16 protein-coding genes are annotated in these 20,885 nt (G+C 68.8%); 7 read left to right on the top strand and 9 right to left on the bottom strand.

Going from position 1 to position 20,885, the window contains the following annotated elements; all coding sequences use genetic code 11:
- Positions 1–51: 51 nt before the first annotated feature.
- The 7 genes from SR870_RS17220 (at position 52) to trxA (ending at position 12,547) form a co-directional block, all read left to right on the top strand.
- Positions 52–2,565 carry a sensor histidine kinase gene (locus tag SR870_RS17220; RefSeq protein WP_322514759.1) on the top strand — a complete coding sequence of 838 codons (2,514 nt, stop codon included), beginning with the start codon at positions 52–54 and terminating at the stop codon, positions 2,563–2,565.
- Positions 2,562–4,079 carry a tRNA (adenosine(37)-N6)-threonylcarbamoyltransferase complex ATPase subunit type 1 TsaE gene (gene tsaE / locus SR870_RS17215; RefSeq protein WP_322514758.1) on the top strand — a complete coding sequence of 506 codons (1,518 nt, stop codon included), beginning with the start codon at positions 2,562–2,564 and terminating at the stop codon, positions 4,077–4,079. The genes SR870_RS17220 and tsaE overlap by 4 nt, the downstream gene beginning before the upstream one ends.
- 111 nt (positions 4,080–4,190) lie before the next feature.
- On the top strand, positions 4,191–4,505 hold the full coding sequence (locus tag SR870_RS17210; protein WP_322514757.1) for a PilZ domain-containing protein: 315 nt from the start codon (positions 4,191–4,193) through the stop codon (positions 4,503–4,505).
- A gap of 201 nt (positions 4,506–4,706) precedes the next feature.
- The gene (locus SR870_RS17205; protein WP_322514756.1) at positions 4,707–5,429 is read left to right on the top strand and encodes a nucleotidyltransferase family protein; all 723 of its coding nucleotides are present in this window, start codon (positions 4,707–4,709) and stop codon (positions 5,427–5,429) included.
- 71 nt (positions 5,430–5,500) lie between these two features.
- Positions 5,501–8,650: a double-strand break repair protein AddB gene (addB, locus tag SR870_RS17200; protein WP_322514755.1), complete on the top strand. Its 3,150-nt coding sequence runs from the start codon at positions 5,501–5,503 to the stop codon at positions 8,648–8,650.
- Positions 8,647–12,132, top strand: coding sequence for a double-strand break repair helicase AddA (gene addA, locus SR870_RS17195; RefSeq protein ID WP_322514754.1), 3,486 nt, complete (start codon positions 8,647–8,649; stop codon positions 12,130–12,132). Before addB ends, addA begins: the two co-directional genes overlap by 4 nt.
- A gap of 94 nt (positions 12,133–12,226) precedes the next feature.
- The gene (gene trxA, locus SR870_RS17190; RefSeq protein ID WP_322514753.1) at positions 12,227–12,547 is read left to right on the top strand and encodes a thioredoxin; all 321 of its coding nucleotides are present in this window, start codon (positions 12,227–12,229) and stop codon (positions 12,545–12,547) included.
- A 320-nt stretch (positions 12,548–12,867) separates the two neighbouring features.
- Here trxA and SR870_RS17185 read toward each other — a convergent pair whose 3' ends face one another.
- The 9 genes from SR870_RS17185 to sppA all read right to left on the bottom strand — a co-directional run bounded on the left by SR870_RS17185 (position 12,868) and on the right by sppA (position 20,697).
- Positions 12,868–13,617 (bottom strand): metallophosphoesterase family protein, encoded by a 750-nt coding sequence (locus tag SR870_RS17185; protein WP_322514752.1) that lies wholly within the window; start codon positions 13,615–13,617, stop codon positions 12,868–12,870.
- A 22-nt stretch (positions 13,618–13,639) separates the two neighbouring features.
- Positions 13,640–14,989 (bottom strand): folylpolyglutamate synthase/dihydrofolate synthase family protein, encoded by a 1,350-nt coding sequence (locus SR870_RS17180; protein WP_322514751.1) that lies wholly within the window; start codon positions 14,987–14,989, stop codon positions 13,640–13,642.
- Positions 14,986–15,957, bottom strand: a complete 972-nt coding sequence (accD, locus tag SR870_RS17175) for an acetyl-CoA carboxylase, carboxyltransferase subunit beta (protein ID WP_322514750.1) — start codon at positions 15,955–15,957, stop codon at positions 14,986–14,988. The genes SR870_RS17180 and accD overlap by 4 nt, the downstream gene beginning before the upstream one ends.
- Positions 15,958–16,065: 108 nt before the next feature.
- Complete coding sequence (trpA, locus tag SR870_RS17170; RefSeq protein WP_322514749.1) at positions 16,066–16,902, bottom strand: tryptophan synthase subunit alpha; 837 nt, start codon at positions 16,900–16,902, stop codon at positions 16,066–16,068.
- Positions 16,902–18,116 (bottom strand): tryptophan synthase subunit beta, encoded by a 1,215-nt coding sequence (gene trpB / locus SR870_RS17165; RefSeq protein WP_322514748.1) that lies wholly within the window; start codon positions 18,114–18,116, stop codon positions 16,902–16,904. The genes trpA and trpB overlap by 1 nt, the downstream gene beginning before the upstream one ends.
- A 1-nt stretch (position 18,117) precedes the next feature.
- Complete coding sequence (locus SR870_RS17160; RefSeq protein WP_322514747.1) at positions 18,118–18,774, bottom strand: phosphoribosylanthranilate isomerase; 657 nt, start codon at positions 18,772–18,774, stop codon at positions 18,118–18,120.
- 55 nt (positions 18,775–18,829) lie between these two features.
- On the bottom strand, positions 18,830–19,216 hold the full coding sequence (locus SR870_RS17155; protein WP_322514746.1) for a LapA family protein: 387 nt from the start codon (positions 19,214–19,216) through the stop codon (positions 18,830–18,832).
- A 39-nt stretch (positions 19,217–19,255) separates the two neighbouring features.
- Positions 19,256–19,561: an integration host factor subunit beta gene (locus SR870_RS17150; RefSeq protein ID WP_322514745.1), complete on the bottom strand. Its 306-nt coding sequence runs from the start codon at positions 19,559–19,561 to the stop codon at positions 19,256–19,258.
- 170 nt (positions 19,562–19,731) lie between these two features.
- Positions 19,732–20,697, bottom strand: coding sequence for a signal peptide peptidase SppA (gene sppA, locus SR870_RS17145; protein ID WP_322514744.1), 966 nt, complete (start codon positions 20,695–20,697; stop codon positions 19,732–19,734).
- Between the last annotated feature and the right edge of the window lie 188 nt (positions 20,698–20,885).

The raw sequence follows: 20,885 nt of genomic DNA, 5'->3' as shown, positions 1-20,885 counted from the left end.
CGGCGACGACGCTGGCGATCCGTGATCGCGCCGGATGGTTTGGGGCAATCCATGTCGGACGTATTGGGGTCGATGCGTCGGACCTGCTTGTCGTGCACGTCGCTGGTGCGCGGCCTTGCGGGGGCTGGCCTGGTCACGGCATCGTCGCCGGCTTTCGCGGCTGACGATCCGCTCGCCGCACTGACCTCCTGGATCATCGTCGATCTCAACCGCCACGAGCTGGTGACGCTGGCGATGGCGGTGTCGGTGCTCGGCTTCTCGGTGATGTCGGCGATCCTGCTGATGCGCACGCGGCAGCGCGCTGCCGCGCAGGAGGCGCGGTTGCGCGCCGATGTCCACACGCTGCAGGCCGAGTCCGATCGCTTCCGCGCCCTGCTGTTCGCCGAGCCGCAGGTGCTGATCTCGTGGTCCGCCGGCGACGACCGTCCGCAGATCAGCGGCGACGTCGCGCTGCTGCTGCCGACCGATTCGCATGGCGGACAGCCGCAACGCGTGCTCGCCTTCGGCACGTGGTTGCCGCCCGAGCCGGCGCTGCAGATCGATCACGCCGTCGACGCGCTGCTCGACAAGGGCGAAGCCTTCCTGCTGCATCTGACGACGTCGACCGGACGCTCGATCGAAGCGATGGGCCGCGCCGTCGGCGGCCAGGCGATCCTGCGGATTCGCGAACTCTCAGGTGTCCGCCGTGAACTCGCCGAGATGTCGCGGCGCTTCAAGGCGCTGCAGGACGAGACCGAGATGCTGCGCGGCTTCGCCGATGCGGCGCCGTGGCCGATCTGGACCCGGCGCGCCTCGGGCGAACTGAATTTCGCCAACGCCGCCTATGCGCGGGCGGCCGATGCGAGCAGCCCGGCGGATGCGGTCAGCCGCAATCTCGAACTGCTCGACAGTACCGACCGCGGCCAACTCGCGCGCGCGCTCGCCGACGATGCCGAATTCGCCGCGCGGCTGCCGATCGTGGTCGGCGGCGAGCGCCGTTACTTCGACGTCCGCGCGCTGCGGCTCAAGGGCGGCAGCGCCGGCATGGCGGTGGATTCCAGCGAGGCCGCGGCGCTCGGCGCCGCATTGGTGCGGATGGCGGACGCGCATCGTCGCACGCTCGATCAATTGTCGTCCGGCGTCGCGGTGTTCGACGCGCAGCGAAGGCTCGCCTTCTACAACGATTCCTATCGCAAGCTGTGGGATCTCGACCGCGCCTTCCTCGACGGCCATCCGGACGATTCCAGCGTGCTCGACCGTCTGCGCGCCGCGCGCAAGCTGCCCGAGGAACGCGACTTCCGGGAGTGGAAGAACAGGCTGCACGAGGCCTACCGCGCGGTCGAAGCCGACAAGGCGATCTGGTATCTGCCCGACGGCCGCGCTATCAGCATCGTCACCACGCCCAATCAGGAAGGCGGCGTCACCTATCTGTTCGACGACGTCACCGAAAGCCTCGATCTGCAGCGCCGCTACGGCGGGCTGATCGACGTCCAGCGCGAGACCCTCGACAATCTCAGCGAGGCGGTCGCGGTGTTCGGCAGCAACGGCTGCGCGCAACTGTTCAACCCCGCCTTCACGCGGATGTGGAACCTGACGCCGGAAGCGCTCAACGACCGGCCGCATATCGAAACCGTCGAGGCATGGTGCCGGCCGCTGTACGACGACGAAGCGAGCTGGCAGGCGCTGCGCGGCGCCATCACCGGGATCGACGACCGCAAACAGGTGGTGCTGAAGCTCGAGCGCAAGGACGGCACCGTGCTGGCCTGCAAGACGATGCCGCTGCCCGACGGCGCCACGATGCTGACGTTCCAGGACATCAGCGACACCGAGAACGTCGAGCGCGCGCTACGCGAGCGCAACGAGGCGCTGGAGACCGCCGATCGCATCAAGATCGACTTCGTCCATCACGTCTCCTACGAGCTGCGCTCGCCGCTGACCACGATCATCGGCTTCGCGCATCTGCTCGGCGATCCGAGCACCGGCCCGCTCAACGACAAGCAGTCCGAGTACATCGCCTACATCACCTCGTCGACCAACGCGCTGCTGGCGATCATCAACAACATCCTCGATCTCGCCAGCATCGACGCCGGCGCGATGACGCTCAATCTCGGGCCGATCGAGATCCGCCGCACCATCGCGGCGGCCGCGGAAGGCATTCAGGACCGCCTCGCGCGCGACCAGATAACGCTCGACATCGACACCGATCCGGCGATCGGCGAGTTCGTCGGCGACGAGCGCCGCGTCGTGCAGGTGCTGTACAATCTGCTCGCCAACGCGATCGGCTTTTCGCCCAGCGAGGCGACCGTGAAGCTCGTCGTCCGCAAGAAGGGGACCAGCGTGGTCTTCACCGTGACCGATGCGGGTCCGGGCATCGCGCCGGCGCTGAAGGACAAGGTGTTCGATCTGTTCGAGAGCGATTCCCAGGGCTCGCGGCACCGCGGCCCGGGCCTCGGCCTGGCGCTGGTGCGCTCCTTCGTCGAACTGCACGGCGGCAAGGTCGAGGTCGATTCGGTGGTCGGGCACGGCACCTCGGTGATCTGCGAATTCCCGATCGAGCCGACCGCACAGCGCAACGCCGCCGAATGACGGGTCCGGCGACATTCTCGGTCGCGCTCGCCAACGAGACGGCGACGGCGCGGCTGATGGCGGACATTGCGCTGCTGATAGGCCCGGGCGACGTCGTCACGCTGTCGGGCGATCTCGGCGCCGGCAAGACCGCCGCGGCGCGGGCGATGATCCGCTACCTCGCCGGCGACGACGAGCTCGAAGTGCCGAGCCCGACCTTCACGCTGGTGCAGAGCTACGACCTGCCGCCGTTCCCGCTGCTGCACGCCGATCTGTATCGCGTCGACGATCCCTCCGAACTCGACGAGATCGGGCTGTCGCCGCTGCCGGACGGCGTCGTCGCGCTGATCGAATGGCCGGAGCGCGCGCCCGGCGCGATGCCGGCGGACCGCATCGACATCGCGCTCAGCCATCGGCCGGCGCTCGGCTCGATGGCGCGCGCCGCCGAGATCACCGGTCACGGCAGGGCGGCGGCGCAGGTCGAGCGGCTGGCGGCGCTGCGCAGCTTCATCGAGACCTCCGGCTATGCCGAGGCCGAGCGCCGCCACATGCCGGGCGACGCCTCGACGCGATCCTATGCGCGGCTGGTCAGGGCCGACGAATCGCTGATCCTGATGAACGCGCCGCGGCGGCCGGACGGGCCGGCGCTGTATTCCGGCAAGAGTTACAGCGCAGCCGTCCATCTCGCCGAGGACGTTCGTCCGTTCGTCGCGATCGCCGGCGGTCTGCGCGCGCGCGGCTTCTCGGCGCCGACGATCCATCATGCCGATCTCGATTCCGGCTTTCTGATCACCGAGGATTTCGGTACGGCAGGCTTTGTCGAGGGGACGCCGCCCGAGCCGATCGCCGAGCGCTATCAGGCCGCGGTCGACATGCTGGCGGCGCTGCACGGCCAGACGCTGCCCGAGACGCTGCCGCTGCCGCAGGAGGACTACGCGATCCCGGCGTTCGACACCGACGCGATGCTGATCGAGGTCGGGCTGATGCCGGAATGGTACCTGCCCGACCGCGGCGCGCCGGCCTCCGCGGCGCTGCGCGGCGAATTCGTCGCGATGTGGCGACGGCTGCTCGACGGCATCGCCGGCGAGACGCGGACCTGGGTGCTACGCGACTTCCACTCGCCGAATCTGATCTGGCTCGCCGCGCGCAGCGAGATCGCCCGCGTCGGCGTGATCGATTTCCAGGACGCCGTGCGCGGGCCGGCCGCCTACGACGTGGTGTCGCTGCTGCAGGACGCCCGCATCGACGTGCCCGAAGCGCTCGAACTGGCGCTGCTCGGCCGCTACATCAAGGCCCGGCTCGCCGCCGATCCGGGCTTCGATCCGGCCGGTTTCGCGCGGCTCTATGCGGTGATGTCGGCGCAGCGCAACACAAGGCTGCTCGGCACCTTCGCGCGGCTGAACCGGCGTGACGGCAAGCCGCAATATCTGCGCCATCAGCCGCGGATCTGGACCTATCTGGCCCGTTCGCTGGCGCACCCGTCGCTGGCCGGGTTCCGCGACTGGTATCAGGCAAATGTACCGGCGCCGCGCTGATTTGAACGGTCGGCTTTACGTCTTGTTAGCCGGGCTTTCGCTAGGTTGATTGCCTGCGTAATCTTCCCAGGAATGGCCCCTCGTGGTCGCTGTTCGGGGCGAGGAAAAGAGATGGCTGGCGAACGTAACAAGGATGGGCGCGTCGTATTCGAACGCGGAATCCGGGCGCAGATGATGGCGATCGACGGCACCTGGCGCCGTCCCTGCATGCTCGAGGACGTCTCCGAGTCCGGCGCCAAGCTGACCGTCGAGGGGTCGGTCGAAGGGCTGAACCTCAAGGAGTTCTTTCTGCTGCTGTCGTCCACGGGCCTGGCCTATCGCCGCTGCGAGCTGAGCTGGGTCAATGGCGACCAGATCGGCGTCAGCTTCCTGCGCCACGACAAGAAGAAGAAACAGGTCGCGCGCGCGGCGGCCCCCGCCGCCTGACGGCCGTCGCACGCCGGGCATGATTGCGCCGGATCGCCGCGCGACGCTGTTCGCCCGGCGGATGTCGCATCGGCGTCATGGTTCACGATTACCTCAAGACCGCTGAGATGTGACCGCCAGGCTGGCCGCCGATAGACCGGCCGGTGCTGCGTGATACAATCGATTCGCACGAATCCGGTTCGGTCCCAACAACGAGCGACGATGTCCGTTCAACCTTCAAAAGCGATGGTTCTCGCCGCCGGCTTCGGCGTGCGGATGCGCCCGCTGACCGACCACAAACCCAAGCCGCTGGTGCCGGTCGCCGGCAAGCCGCTGCTCGATCATGTGCTCGACCGGCTCGCCGACGCCGGCGTCGCCGAGGCCGTGATCAACGTGCACTATCTGCCGGACCAGATCATCGATCACACCGCCGCGCGCACCAGCCCGCGCGTGATCATCTCGGACGAGCGCGACGTCGTGCTGGGCACCGGCGGCGCGGTGGTCAAGGCGCTGCCGCTGCTCGGCGAAGCGCCGTTCTATCATCTCAACGCCGATACGCTGTGGATCGACGGCGTACGGCCGAATCTGACGCGGCTCGCGGATGCGTTCGATCCGGCGCGGATGGACATTCTGCTGCTGATGGCGCCGACCGCGGGCAGCATCGGCTATGCCGGCAAGGGCGACTTCGCGATGGCCGCCGACGGCACTCTGCGCAAGCGCAAGGAGAACGAGGTGACGCCGTTCGTCTATGCCGGCGTCGCCATCATGCAGCCCGCGATCTTCAAGGATGCGCCGCAAAGCGAGTTCTCGCTGACGCGGATGTTCGACCGCGCCGCCGAGCGGCAGCGGCTGTTCGGGCTGCGGCTCGACGGCGTCTGGATGCATGTCGGAACCCCGGACGCGGTCGCCGCCGCCGAGCGCGCCTATCTGGCCAGCGTCGCGTGAAGCGCCGCCCGGCACCTCCCGTGCCGGTCCGCGCCATGCCATGATCGCCCGATCGGCGAATCAGGATTTTCATGCGCGTTTTCAGTGTCCCGCCCTCCGCGCCGTTTTTGCGCACGACGATCGAAGCTCTGGTCGACGGCCGATTGATCGAGGGCTTCGACGCGCGCGCCAGGCCCGAGAGCCTCGCCGAGGCGACGCTGTATCTGCCGACCCGCCGCGCCGGTCGCCTCGCGCGCGACGTCTTTCTCGACGTGCTCGGAACCGACGCCGTGCTGCTGCCGCGGATCGTCCCGCTCGGCGACGTCGACGAGGACGAACTGGCGTTCGCGCAGGCCGCGACCGGCGCGGCCGATCTCGACATTCCGCCGGCGCTCGACGGCCTGCCGCGTCGCCTGTTGCTGGCGCAACTGATCGCCGCCTGGGCCAAGGGCCTGCGCCCCGGCGATCCGCTGCAATCGCCGCTGGTGGTCGGCGGCCCGGCCTCGACATTGGCGCTGGCGGACGATCTGGCGCGGCTGATCGACGACATGGCGACGCGCGGCGTCGATTGGGCGGCGCTCGACACGCTGGTGCCGGAGGCGTTCGACCGCTACTGGCGGCTGACGCTGGATTTCCTCAAGATCGCCGGGCAGTGGTGGCCGCAGCATCTGCGCGAGAGCGACCGCATCGAGCCGGCGGCGCGGCGCGATCTGTTGATCGAGGCCGAAGCGGCGCGGCTTGCGGCGCATCGCGGCGGGCCGGTGATCGCGGCGGGCTCGACCGGCTCGATGCCGGCGACCGCGCGCCTCCTGCACGCCATCGCCCAACTGCCGCATGGCGCCGTGGTGCTGCCGGGGCTCGACACCGAACTCGACGAGGCGGCGTGGCAGATGATCGGCCCGGTGCACGACAAGCAGGGCAAGCTCGTCTCGCCGCCGTCGCCGAACCATCCGCAATTCGCCATGCACGCCCTGCTGGCGCGCATGGGATTGGAGCGGCGCGACGTTATCCGCCTCGGCGAAGGCAAGCGCCACGGCCGCGAACTGCTCGCTTCCGAGGCGATGCGGCCGTCGGCGGCGACGGCATCGTGGCACGACCGGCTCGCCGACCCCGCTATCGACCAACTGATTGGCGACGGCACCCATGGCCTGACGCTGATCGAGGCGCCGAACTCGGAGATCGAGGCGCTGACGATTGCCGTCGCGCTGCGCGAGGCACGCGAGCGCGGCCAGTCCGCCGCTTTGGTGACGCCGGATCGCGCGCTGGCGCGCCGCGTCGTCGCGGCACTCGGCCGCTGGAATCTTCCGGTCGACGATTCCGGCGGCGACTCGCTGATGGATACGCAGGCCGGCATCTTCGCCCGGCTCGCCGCCGAGACGGCGTTGCACGGCTGCGAGCCGGCGACGCTGCTGGCGCTGCTGAAACACCCGCTGCTGCGGCTCGGCCGCGACGCGCACGGCTGGCGCTCCGCGGTCGAGACGCTGGAATTGGCGCTGCTGCGCGGCACCCGGCCGGCGGCCGGCAATGAAGGTCTGGCCAAGGAGTTTGCGCACTATCGCGCCGAGTTGACGAAGCTGAGGCGCAACGAGGCGAGCGCGCTGCACAAGTCGGAGCCGCGCGCGCGGCTCGGCGACGACGCGCTCGACGGTGCCGAGACGTTGATCGTGGCGTTGCGCGCCGCGCTGGCGCCGCTCGAAAGCGTCGGCGCCGACCCGCTCGATCTGTGCGCGTTCGGGCAGCGTCATCGCGACGTGCTGATCGCGCTGTCGATCGATCACGACGAAAATGCAGTCGCGTTCGAAGGGCCGCAAGGATCGGCGCTGCTGAAAGCGTTCGACGATCTCGCCGCGGTCGCGCCGCTGAGCGGCGTGATGGTGCCGCCGCATGACTACGCGGACGTGTTCGAGACTGCTTTCGGGGATCGCACCGTGCGCCGGCCCGAACTCGCCGATGCGGCGCTGCGGATCTACGGCCCGCTCGAGGCGCGGCTGACGCAGCACGATCGCGTCGTTCTCGGCGGGCTGGTCGAAGGCGTCTGGCCGCCGGCGCCGCGGATCGATCCGTGGCTGTCGCGGCCGATGCGCCACGAACTCGGGCTCGATCTGCCGGAGCGCCGGATCGGCCTGTCGGCGCACGATTTCGCGCAACTGCTCGGCGCGAATGAAGTGATTCTCACCCACGCCAATAAAGTCGGCGGCGCGCCGGCGGTGGCGTCGCGGTTCCTGCACCGGCTCGAAGCGGTGGCGGGCAAGCCGCGCTGGAGCGACATCAAGGACCGCGGGCAGACGTATTTGGACTACGCGCTGGCGCTGGATCGGCCCGAAAAGGTCGTGCCGATCGCCCAGCCGGCGCCGAAGCCACCGCGCGAGGCCCGGCCGCTGAAGCTGTCGGTCACCGCGATCGAGGACTGGCTGCGCGATCCCTACACGATCTACGCCAAGTTCATTCTCGGCCTGTCGGCGATCGACCCGGTCGACATGCCGCTGTCGGCGGCCGATCGCGGCTCGGCGATCCACGAAGCGCTCGGTGACTTCACCCAGCGCTTCCCCGATGCGTTGCCGGACGATCCGGCGCGGGTGCTGCTCGCCATCGGCGAGAAGCACTTCGCGCCGCTGATGGATCATCCCGAGGCCCGCGCGCTGTGGTGGCCGCGCTTCGCCCGCATCGCAGCCTGGTTCGGCAATTGGGAGCAAGCGCGCCGCGCCGACGGCCCGCGCGTGTTCGCCGAGCGCGACGGCAGCCTGTCGATCGCGCTCGACGGCGGCCGCAACTTCGTGCTGACCGCGCGCGCCGACCGGATCGAGCATCGCGCCGACGGCAGCTACGCGATCCTCGACTACAAGACCGGCAACCCGCCGACCGGCAAGCAGGTGCGGATGGGGCTGTCGCCGCAACTGACGCTCGAAGCCGCGATCCTGCGCGAGGGTGGCTTCGACGGCATCGACGCGGGCGCGTCGGTGAGCGAGCTGACCTACGTCAAGCTCAGCGGCAACTCGCCGCCCGGCGACGAGCGCGTGCTGGAACTGAAGATCGAACGCAAGGACGAGCCGCAGTATCCCGACGATGCCGCAGCCGAGGCCCGCGCCAAGCTCGAAGCGCTGGTCCGACGTTTCGACGACGAGGCGCAGCCTTATCACGCGCTGGTGCTGTCGATGTGGGCGCAGCGCTACGGCCGCTACGACGATCTGGCGCGGATCAAGGAATGGTCGGCCGCTGGCGGCGTCGGGGAGGCGCAGCGATGAGCGGCCCGCGCAGCATTCCGGATCAGGCCCGCGAGCGCCAGATCCTCGCCTCCGATCCGTCCGCCTCGGTGTTCGTCTCGGCCAATGCCGGCTCCGGCAAGACGCATGTTCTGGTGCAGCGCGTCATCCGGCTGCTGCTCGATGGCGTGCCGCCGGAGCGCATCCTGTGTATCACCTTCACCAAGGCCGCCGCCGCCAACATGGCCGAGCGCGTCTTCACCACGCTCGGCCGCTGGGTGACGCTCGACGACGACGCGCTGACGGCCGCGATCCGCGCCACCGGCATCAATTCGGTCGCTCCGTCCCTGTTGGCGCAGGCGCGAAAACTGTTCGCCTGCGCGCTGGAGACGCCGGGCGGGCTGAAAGTGCAGACCATCCACGCGCTGTGCACCCGGCTGCTGCAGCAGTTTCCGTTCGAGGCCAATGTGCCGGCGCGGTTCAGCGTGCTGGACGATCGCGATCAGGCCGAATTGATGCAGCGCGCCAGTCTCGCGGTGCTGCTGCAGGCAGCCGCCGCGCCGGACAGCGCCGCCGGACGCGCGCTGGCGCTGGCGATGACCAGCGCGGCGGATATCACCTTCCGCGAGGTGGTGCAGGAAGCCTGCATGAGCCGCGACCGCTTCCTCGGATGGATCGCCCAGGCCGGCGGTGTCGACGGCGCGATGGCGCAACTCTCAGTGACGCTCGGCGTCGCGGCGGAGGACAGTTGCGACAATGTCGAGCGCGACATCGTCGACGGCCCGCATCTGCCGCGGTCGCAATGGCCCACGGCAGCGGCGATGTTCGAACAGGGCAGCGCCAACGATCAGGCGCAGGCCAAGCGGCTGCGGGCGGCGATCGCGCTGTCGGGCACCGCACAGCTCGACAAATATTGCGAGGTGTTCTTCACCAAGGACAACGGCCTGCGAAAAAGCTTCGCGACCAAGAAGATCGCCGATGCCGCGCCCGGTCTGGTCGAGGACCTCAAGCGCGAGGGCGCGCGGCTCGAGGATCTGCTGGAGCGCCGCCGCGCGTTGCTGATGCGCGAGCGCACCCGCGCGCTGCTGGTGATCGCCTTCGACGTCGCCGAGCGCATCCGCCGCGAAAAGCAGGAGCGCGGGCTGCTCGATTATGATGATCTGATCGACCGGACGCTGCAGATGCTCGACAGCGGCGCGTCGAGCTGGGTGCATTTCAAGCTCGATCGCGGCGTCGATCATGTGCTGATCGACGAGGCGCAGGACACCAGCCCGAAGCAATGGGACATCGTCGCGCATCTGATCGCCGAATTCACCGCCGGCGAGGGCGCGCGCGAGGGCGTGCGGCGCACGGTGTTCGCGGTCGGCGACGAGAAGCAGTCGATCTTCTCGTTTCAGGGCGCGGTGCCGAAGGAATTCGCCGAGCGGCGCGATCTGCTGCAGCGGCGCTTCCACGGCGCCGGGCTCGCCTTCGAGAAGGTCAGCTTCAACTACTCGTTCCGCTCCGGCGCCACCATCCTGCAGTCGGTCGATCACGTGTTTCGCGATCGCGACATCTACCGCAGCATTCACGCCGACGACGCCTATCCGCTGCATCAGGCGCTGACCGATGCAGGCCCCAGCCTGATCGATCTGTGGCCGCTCGAAGTGCCCGACGACAAGCAGGACATCGAAGGCTGGCGCGCGCCGTTCGATGCGGTGTCGGAAACCAGCCCCGAAGTGCGGCTGGCGCACAAGGTGCAGGCCGAGATCGCGTCGCTGATCGGCAGCGGCACCATGACGGGGTCGCAAGGCGACCGGCGTCGGCTGCGCTATGGCGACGTGCTGGTGCTGGTGCGTCGCCGCGGCTCGGCGTTCGATGCGGTGATCCAGGCCTTGAAGCGCGGCGGCATTCCGGTCGCCGGCGCCGACCGGCTGAAGCTGACCGAACACATCGCGATCATCGACCTGATGAATCTGGCGGACGCGCTGCTGCTGCCGCAGGACGATCTGGCGCTCGCGGTGGCGCTGAAGAGTCCGCTGTTCGGGCTCGACGACGACGATCTGTTCCGGCTGGCGTGGCGGCGCAAGGGCTCGCTGCGCGCCGCGCTGCGCGAACACGCGGCGGGCGATCCGAAACTATCAGCCGCGCTGCATCGCCTCGACACCTGCGCATCCCGCGCCCAGGCCGAGACGCCGTTCGGCTTCTACGCCTGGCTGCTCGGCGGCGATGGCGGCCGCGCCCGCATGCTGCGCCGGCTCGGGCCGGAAGCCAATGACGCGCTCGACGAGTTTCTCGAACTGGCGCTGAGCTTCGAGCAGAAGCAGCCGCCGTCGCTGCAGGGCTTCGTCGCGTGGCTGCGCGCCGCCGATACCGAGATCAAGCGCGACATGGAAATCTCGCGCGACGAGGTCCGCGTCATGACCGTGCACGGCGCCAAGGGGCTGGAAGCGCCGGTGGTGTTCCTGGTCGATACCACATCGTCGCCGGCCGATAGCCAGCGGCTCAATCTGATCCGGCTGCCCGGCGGCAATGCGCAGCCCGGCGCGCCGTCCGCGATGGTGTGGGCCGGCCGCAAGGCCAACGATCCCCGCGTCGTCGAGCAGGCCCGCGCCGCGATGATCAGGGAGACCGAGGACGAATATCGCCGGCTGCTTTACGTCGCGATGACGCGCGCCGCGGATCGGCTGATCGTCGGCGGCTGCATGCCGGGCAATCGCAACGATGTCCGCGCGCTGTCCTGGTACGATCTGATCAGCAAGGGTCTGGAGAGTTCGGGTTTGGCGATGCGCGCGGTGCCGCCGCCGGATGGCGCGGTGAAGCGTTATTGCCGTCCCGAGGACGAGACCGTCGAAGCCGCCGCGCCCGAAGCACCGCCCGCCGCGTCGCCGCTGATCGTGCCGGATTGGTTGCGCCAGGCCGCGCCGGCGCAACGCGCGTCCGACGACGTGCTGCGGCCATCCGATTCCGACGAGTCCGATGCCCGCCGCCTGCGCCGCGGCGAGTCGGAGGCGCAACGCCAGCGCGCCTTGCAGCGCGGCACGCTGGTGCACCGGCTGCTGCAGTCGCTGCCCGATCTGCCGGCGGATGTTCGCGCCGACGCAGCCGCGCGCTATCTCGCCCGCAATGCGAAGGATTGGAACGACGAGGACCGCGCCGCGCTCGCCGCGCGGGTGCTGCAGGTGATTGCTGACCCCCGCTTCGCCGCTGTCTTCGCGCCCGGCAGCCGGGCCGAGGTGCCGGTCGTCGGCCGGGTGCAGCGCCATGGCCAACCGGTACTGGTGTCCGGCCAGATCGACCGGCTGGTGGTGACCGACGCCGAGGTTCTGATCGTGGATTTCAAGACCAACCAGTCCCCGCCGGCGACGCTGGCCGAAACGCCGCCGGCCTATCTGCGCCAGCTTGCGCTGTACCGGGCCGTGCTGGCGCTGCTGTATCCACAGCGGATCGTCAGGGCCGCCCTGCTGTGGACGGAAACGCCTGAAATCATGGAGATTTCAGCCTCTGCGCTGGACGCGGAGCAGGCCGTGCCGCCGATCGCGTGAGCGCGCTTGACCCCGCCCCGGCGCGTTCATACTTTGAATTCAGCTCCCCGGCGCGATTCCCGCTGCGCCATCATCCGCTTTCACGAGGTATTCCATGGCCGTAGGCAAGGTGTCAGACGCCGATTTCGAAGCTGAAGTTCTCAAGGCGGAGGGGCCGGTCGTGGTGGATTTCTGGGCCGAGTGGTGCGGCCCCTGCCGCATGATCGCGCCGGCGCTGGACGAGATCTCCGGCGCGATGGGCGACACGGTCAAGATCGTGAAGCTCAATGTCGACGAGAGCCCGGTCACCGCGTCGAAATACGGCGTGATGTCGATCCCGACGCTGATGATCTTCAAGGGCGGCGAGATGGCCTCCCGCCAGGTCGGCGCCGCGCCGAAGGCCAAGCTGCAGCAGTGGATCAGCTCGGCGGTCTGAGCCGCGCCACTGAACGTTCTGCAACGGCCGGCATCCGCCGGCCGTTTGCGTTTCAGAGGGCAAGCACACCACGCGAACGCCGCGCCCGCGTCGCCCCCACCCTAGCCCTCCCCCGCAAGCGGGAGAGGGACCGACCGTGCCCGGTGATAGACCTTGTCTCGGATCGCTTCGTCAGCGGACGCGGGGGCACCAGCACTGCCCCTCCCCACGCACGACGCGCCCCCTCTCCCGCACTTGCGGGGGAGGGCTGGGGTGGGGGCGACACGGGCAGAGCGCGGGCGACTCCTGCCCTCGAGCTCGCGCAGAAGCAGTCGATCCGTTCAGGCTGCTGGCCTGACCCATCCGCTCGCCAGCGTGTCGGCATAGGCCGCCATGCCGTTCCGTCGGGCGAGTGCGGCCATCGCGGCGTGGTCGTAGGGGATCAGGCGAAGCGAGACCCGCCATTCGCCGTTGGCGCGATCGAGGATCGCGTAGCTCGCGTCCGGCGTGCCGGTCTGCATCAGATGCGGATACGGCACGCGATCACGATAGCCGGGACAGCCGGCGCTACCGGGATTGACGATCAGCCGGCCGTCGCGCAGGCGCACCGCGCGGGGGATGTGGGTGTGGGCGCACAGGATCAGCGATTGCGCGATGCCGTCGGCATGGGTCTCGATCGCGGCGAGATCCGACATCCGGATCGCGCCGTCCGGGTTGACGGTTTCGAGCCAGTAGGTCTCGTCGTTGCCGGGCGTGGCGTGGCAGAGAAACACCGCGCCGTCGAGCACGTGCGTCGCCGGGATACTGCGCAGCCAGTCGAGATGATGGGCGTCGAGCTGATCGAACGCGATCTTGTCCCACGCGCCCATGTCGTCGCGCGGGCGATCGAGCAGATAGCGGTCGTGATTGCCGAGCACCACCGTGATGTCGAGCGCCATCAGCATGTCCAGCGTCCGCCGCGCGTCGAGCGGGCCGCTCGCCATGTCGCCGAGGCAGACGAGGTGGTCGACGCCCTGCCTGCCGATATCGGCCAGCACCGCCTCCAGCGCCGCGTAGTTGCTGTGCATGTCGGCGATGGCGGCGATCCGCATGGCGGGTCTCGTTCGGTTGGGGTCAGTTCGGCGGCGTGCCGTTGAGGCTCAGCACGTGGCCGGCGAGATACAGCGAGCCGGTGATCAGGATACGCGGCGGCAGCTCGTAGGCAAGGCCGGCGATCCGCCGCAGCGCGGCGTCGACGCCGTCGGCGAGTTCGACCCGCAGGCCGAGCGCACGTCCGGAATCGGCGAGCGCTTCCGGCGCCATCGCGCCGGCGCGGTCGGGGATCGGTACCGCGATGACGTGGCGCGTCAGTCCGGTGAAATTGGTCAGGAACGCGCCGGCGTCCTTGTTGGCCATCATGCCGGTAATGATCACCAGCGGTCGCGACACCCGCTCTTCCAGATCGCCGAGAGCGGCCGCCGCGACACGTCCGCCGTCGGCATTGTGGCCGCCGTCGAGCCAGAGTTCGCAGCCTTGCGGCGCGTCATCGAGTAGTTTCCCCGTCGTCAGCCGCTGCATCCGCGCCGGCCACTCCGCCGCGAGCAGTCCGGTCTGATACGCGTCCTGATCGATGGTGAAGCGCTGCTGCGCCCGCAGCGTCGCGATCGCCAGCCCGGCATTGTCGATCTGATGCCGGCCGAACAGTTTTGGCGCGGTGAGGTCCATGAGGCCGCGGTCGTCCTGATAAGCGAGCCGGCCGTGCTCGACGTCGACATGCCAATGCTGGCCGCGCGCGTGCAGCGGCGCGCGCAGACGCTTCGCCTCGCGTTCGATCACGTCCATCGCGTCGTCGGCTTGCTCGGCGACGATCACCGGCGCGCCGCGGCGCAGGATGCCGGCCTTCTCGGCGGCGATGTCGGCGAGCGTCGGCCCGAGAAATTCAGTGTGGTCGATGCCGATCGGCGTCAGCACGCAGGCGAGCGGATGGTCGATGACGTTGGTGGCGTCGAGTCTTCCGCCGAGGCCGACTTCGAGCAGCACGACGTCGGCGGGATGCTGCGCGAACAGATGCAGCGCCGCCGCGGTCTCGATCTCGAACAGCGTGATCGGCGCGCCGGCGTTGACGCGCTCGCAATGCGAAAGCGCCTCGGCCAGCTCCTCGTCACTCACCAGCACGCCGCCGCCCGGCTTCCCGAGGCGAATCGTCTCGTTGACGCGCACCAGATGCGGCGAGGTGTAGGCGTGGACGCAGAGGCCCGCGGCTTCGAGAATGGCGCGGAGAAAGGCGAGGGTGGAGCCTTTGCCGTTGGTGCCGGCGATGTGGATCACCGGGGGCAACCGGCGTTCGGGGTGACCCAGCGCCGCCAGCAGCCGCTCGATACGGTCGAGCGTCAGGTCGATCTGCGCGGGGTGAAGCTGCGCGAGGCGCGCGCGGAGTTCGCCGACCGTCGCAGGCGGGTTCGGGGCGGAGGTCGCTGCGCTCACGCCTGCGGCGCGGCCGGCGGCGGCGCCGGCTCGGGCGGCGTCGCCACGATTTCGGTCGCGGCCGCGGCTTCCGTGTCCTGGGCTGCGTCGTCGACCGCGACCAGTTCTTCGGCCGCGGGCAGCGGCGTCTTGGTCAGGATCCGGCACAGCCGCGCCAGCGTCGGGCGCAGCTCGTGGCGGTGCACCACCATGTCGACCATGCCGTGGTCGCGCAGATATTCGGCGCGCTGGAAGCCGTCCGGCAGCTTCTCGCGGATGGTCTGTTCGATCACGCGGGCGCCGGCGAAGCCGATCAGCGCGCCGGGCTCGGCGAGCTGGATATCGCCCAGCATCGCGTAGGAGGCGGTGACGCCGCCGGTGGTCGGGTTGGTCAGCACCACGATGTAGGGCAGCCCGGCCTCGCGCAGCATCTGCACCGCGACGGTGGTGCGCGGCATCTGCATCAGCGACAGGATGCCTTCCTGCATCCGCGCGCCGCCGGAGGCCGCGAACATGATGAAGGGCGCGTGTTTCTCGACCGCGAGCTCCAGCCCGCGGATGATCGCCTCGCCGGCCGCCATGCCGAGCGAGCCGCCCATGAAGTCGAAATCCTGCACCGCGGCGACGACGCCGAGGCCTTCGAGCTTGCCGAAGCCGACCTTCACCGCGTCATGGGCGCCGGTCTTGGCGCGGGCGTCCTTGATGCGGTCGACATATTTGCGCTCGTCGCGGAATTTCAGCGGGTCGGCGGTCACTTCCGGCAGCGCGACGTCGTACCAGGTCTCGTTGTCGAACACCGACCGCAGCCGCGCCAGCGCGCCCATGCGCATGTGATAGTTCGAGCCCGGGATCACGAACTGGTTCTGTTCGACGTCCTTGTAGAACACCAATTGCCCGGTATCCGGACATTTGATCCAGAGATTCTCCGGCGTTTCGCGCCGCAGGATGTTGCGGATCTTGGGACGGACGACGTTGGTCAGCCAGTTCATGATGGTCTCCGCGTCGCCCCCGGAAGGGCGTCGCCAGGTTCATTGCACTGTCGGGATATGGCGGCGGAGGTCGGCTCCGTCCAGACCATGCCCCGAATTGATGACTGCCTATTCCGCAGCCTGTTTGGCGCCGCGCACGCCGGCCGCAAGCGCCGCGACCAGGTCCGCCACCGCCCCGACGGTCGCCTTGGTGGCGCGGTTGTCGGCGTCGAGGCTGTTCTGCAGCGCGTCGATCAGCGCCGAGCCGACCACCGCGCCGTCGGCCTGTGCGGCGATCGCGCGCGCGCCCTCGGGGGTGCGGATGCCGAAGCCGACGCAGACCGGCAGGTCGGTGTGGCGCTTGATCCGGGCCACCGCGTCGCCGACCGCGGCCGAATCCGCCGAAGCCGAGCCGGTGATGCCGGTGATCGAGACGTAATAGACGAAGCCCGAGGTGTTGGCGAGCACCGCCGGCAACCGCTTTTCGTCGGTGGTGGGCGTCGCCAGCCGAATGAAATTCAGCCCGGCCTTCATCGCCGGCAGGCACAATTCGGAATCTTCCTCCGGCGGCAGATCGACGATGATCAGCCCGTCGACGCCGGCCTTCCTGGCGTCGGCGAGAAACGCGTCGACGCCGTAGATGTAGATCGGATTGTAGTAGCCCATCAGCACCACGGGCGTGGCGTCGTCGTGCTTGCGGAAGTCGCCGACCAGGTCGAGCGTCTTGTGCAGCGTCGCGCCGGCGTGCAGCGCACGCAGCCCCGCCGCCTGGATCGCCGGCCCGTCGGCCATCGGGTCGGTGAACGGCATGCCGATCTCGATGATGTCGGCGCCGGCGGCCGGCAGCGCCTCGAGGATCTGCAGCGAGGTCGCGAGGTCGGGATCGCCCGCCATCACGAAGGTGACGAAAGCCGGGCGGCCTTCACGCTTAAGCTGGGCGAAGCGGGTGTCGATACGCGTGGTCATCAGAACTGGCCCCCGAGATGCTCGGCGACCGAGGCGAGGTCCTTGTCGCCGCGGCCCGACATGTTGAGCACCATCAGATGATCCTTCGGCAGGATCGGCGCGAGCTCGGCGACCTTGGCCAGGGCGTGCGCCGGCTCCAGCGCCGGGATGATGCCCTCGAGCCGGCAGCACAGCTTGAAAGCGTCGAGCGCCTCGGTGTCGGTGGCGGACAGGAAGTTGACGCGGCCGACGTCGTGCAGCCAGGCGTGCTCGGGGCCGATGCCCGGATAGTCGAGGCCGGCCGAGATCGAATGCGCTTCCTGGATCTGGCCGTCGGTGTCCATCAGCAGATAGGTGCGGTTGCCGTGCAGCACGCCGGGCTTGCCGCCGGCGATCGACGCCGCATGCAGCTTGCCGAGGCCGTGGCCCGCGGCCTCGACGCCGTAGATCGCGACGCCGGCATCGTCGAGGAAGGGGTGGAACAGTCCCATCGCGTTGGAGCCGCCGCCGATGCAGGCGATCAGCGAATCCGGCAGCCGGCCTTCGGCTTCCATGATCTGCCCGCGCACTTCCTGGCCGATCACCGCCTGGAAGTCGCGCACCATCATCGGATAGGGATGCGGGCCGGCGACGGTGCCGATGCAGTAGAAGGTGTCGTGGACGTTGGTGACCCAGTCGCGCAGCGCCTCGTTCATGGCGTCCTTCAGCGTGTTGGCGCCGGAGGTGACGGGGCGGACTTCGGCGCCGAGCGCCTTCATCCGCAGCACGTTGGGCTGCTGGCGTTCGACGTCGACCGCGCCCATGAACACCACGCATTCGAGACCGAATTTGGCGCACATCGTCGCGGTGGCGACGCCGTGCATCCCGGCGCCGGTCTCGGCGATCACCCGCGGCTTGCCCATGCGCTTGGCCAGCATGATCTGGCCGAGCACGTTGTTCACCTTGTGGGCGCCGGTGTGGTTGAGGTCCTCGCGCTTGAAGTAGATCTTGGCGCCGCCGAAATGCTCGGTCAGCCGTTCGGCGAAATACAGCGGCGAGGGCCGGCCGACATAATGCTTGAGATAGCCGTCCATCTCGGCGCGAAACGCCGGATCGTCCTTGGCTTCGGCGTAGGCCTTCTCCAGATCGAGGATCAGCGGCATCAGCGTCTCGGCGACGAAGCGGCCGCCGAAGATGCCGAAATGCCCGCGCTCGTCGGGTCCGGATCGGAACGAGTTCGGCAAAATCTGATTCATGTCAGGCCATCGTCTCTTCGCTGGCGCGCGCGGCGCGGATGAAGCTTCGGATCAATTCGGGGTCCTTGACGCCCGGCGTCGTCTCGACGCCGGACGACACGTCGACGCCGCCGGCGCGGGTCACCCGCAACGCCTCGGCGACATTGCCGGGCGTAATGCCGCCGGACACCATGAACGGCACGGGCAGCGCCAGGCCGCTCAGCAGCGCCCAGTCGAACGGCACGCCGAGACCGCCGGGGCGGAGCGCGTCCTTCGGCGGCCGCGCGTCGAACAGGATGCGGTCGCTTGCTGCGGCGTAAGCGGGCAGCGCCGCGAGATCGTCGGCGGTCGCCACCGCGACGGCCTTCATCACCGGCAGCCCGAAAGTGTGTTTGATCGCGCGGATCCGCTCCGGGCTTTCCTTGCCGTGGAGCTGCAGCAGGTCCGGCGCGAGGGCGTCGACGACGTCGCGGATCAGCGCGTCGCTGGCGTCGACCGTCAGCGCGACCTTGGCGGCGCGGCTGCCGATCTGGTCGCCGAGCTGGCGCGCGAGGTCGAGCCCGACATGACGCGGCGAGGCGGGAAAGAACACGAAGCCGAGCATATCGGCGCCGGCCGCGACCGCCGCTTCGAGCGTGTCGCAGGTCGACAGGCCGCAGATTTTGACGACGACGGACATGGATTCGCGATCGGGTTTCGGCCGGCGGCAGGAAGGCCGGCTACTCGACGGTGTTCTACAGCGCCGCGCCGGCCTTGTCGCGCCTGCCGGTCGCGGAACCCTGTTCCAGCAGCAGCCGCTTCGGTTCGCTCTGCGCCGGGCTGACGATGCTGGCGCGCAAATTCGCCAGCTCCGCCCTGGCCTCGATCGCCTCGGCCTGATGCCGCCGTGCCGCGCGTCGCCAATGCCGCTGCCGGAACCAGGTAGCGATGCCGCCGGCGATCACGCCGAGGATCGCGACGCCGATGATCAGCACGAACAACGGCATCTGCACGGTGCCGATCGGATCGCTGACATCCAGCGGATCGAACGACACCGTGACGAGATGGCGGTTGGCGACCGCGAAGACGATGAAAATCAGTCCGAGCGGAATCAGCACCACGGCTGTCAGAAATTTCTGCATGTCGTTCTCGCTCGCCTTGCCCAGCAAACGGGCGTCGCGTCACGCGCCGGTATCGGTATTTCCGGTCTCGCGGTTCAGCCGTTCGCGCATTTCCTTGCCGGTCTTGAAAAACGGCACGCTCTTCTGGTCGACCGGAACATGCGCGCCGGTGCGCGGATTGCGGCCGGCACGCGCGGGCCGGTGCTTCACCGAAAACGCGCCGAAGCCGCGCAGCTCCACCCGATCGCCACGCGCCAGCGCATCGACGATCTCGTCGAGGATCGCGTTGACGATATTCTCGACGTCCCGCTGGTAGAGGTGCGGGTTATGCTCGGCGATACGCTGAACGAGTTCGGATTTGATCATCGAGGATGTGGTCCGTGCGTGCGGACCGCCATTTCCTTGAAAATACTGTGAACTGTCAAGACGCTAAATCAAATGAGGCAGGCTGGACAATGCCGTCCGACGGTGCTTGCGAGGCGCCTTGCGCGTGGTCGGCCGGACGAAACCGGCGCGACGCGGGCCGGCCATCGCCGTCAGCGGCTGCTACCCGGCACCCACAAGGCGAGCATGCCGTCGAGGCCGAGATGCATCGCGCCGGACTGCTCGATCTGTCGCGCGATCGGGCCGAGGCCGAGCGCATCGAGCGTGACCGACGCCGCGGCCCGCAGGAACGTCAGGTCGCCGAACTGCGGCGCCAGCTTGAAGTCGCGCACCGGCAGGCCGCTCTTGACCTTCTTCTCGGTTTCCAGCCACGCCACCGCGGTCTTCTCGTCGCCGAGCTGATCGATCAGTTTCAGTCCGACCGCCTGCCGGCCGGTGAAGACGCGGCCGTCGGCGACGATGCCGAGCTGATTGTCGTCCATGGCGCGGCGCTGCTTCACCAGATCGCGAAACCACGCGTAGGAATCCCGCACCAGCGATTCCAGCGCGGCGCGCGCCTCGGGGCTGGTCGGCTCGAAGCCGTTCGGTGCCGCCTTCAGCGGTGACGACTTCACCTCCTCGACCTTGACGCCGACCGTCTTCATCAGTTCGGAGACGTTCGGATATTGGAACAGCACGCCGATCGAGCCGACCAGCGAACTCTGCTGCGCGATGATGTGATCGGAGGCGATGGCGGCGATGTAGCCGCCCGATGCGGCCAGGCCCTCGACCACCACCACCATCGGCTTCTTGGCCTTGAGCCGCATCAGCGCGGTGTAGAGTTCTTCCGAGCCGGCGGTGGTGCCGCCCGGCGAATTGATGTGGACGATCACCGCGGCGCTGTTCGATTTCGCCAGCCGCTCCAGCGCCTCGACCCGTTCGGAGTTGCTGCGGATCAGGCCGTCGATCTTGATCCGCGCGATCGAGCCCGAGGTCGTGAGCGCGGTGCCCGCCGGCGACACCATCGCGCCGACCGCGATCACTGCGCCGATCGCGACCAGCACCGCAGCGACCCGCCAGAACGTCAACTTGCGGCGAATGCGGCGGCGATCGACGATCACATCGGAATCAAGCGACATGGAATTTCTCCGGCGGAAGACTATTCACGGTTTTCAAATGGGATCGTTGATTTCCCATGACGGGATTACATCAATTGCGCCCCAATATGAAGAAAACAAGGTGCCGGCGGCGGGACGACGCGGCCGCGGCGCGTGACCTTTCCTTCGTCATGGCCGGGCTTGTCCCGGCCATCTACGTCTTTCTGTTG

This window comes from Rhodopseudomonas palustris (assembly GCF_034479375.1).
Lineage (GTDB): Bacteria > Pseudomonadota > Alphaproteobacteria > Rhizobiales > Xanthobacteraceae > Rhodopseudomonas > Rhodopseudomonas palustris_M.
The sequence above is the reverse complement of the archived record's forward strand: the minus strand, read 5'-3'. Positions and strand labels throughout refer to the sequence as shown.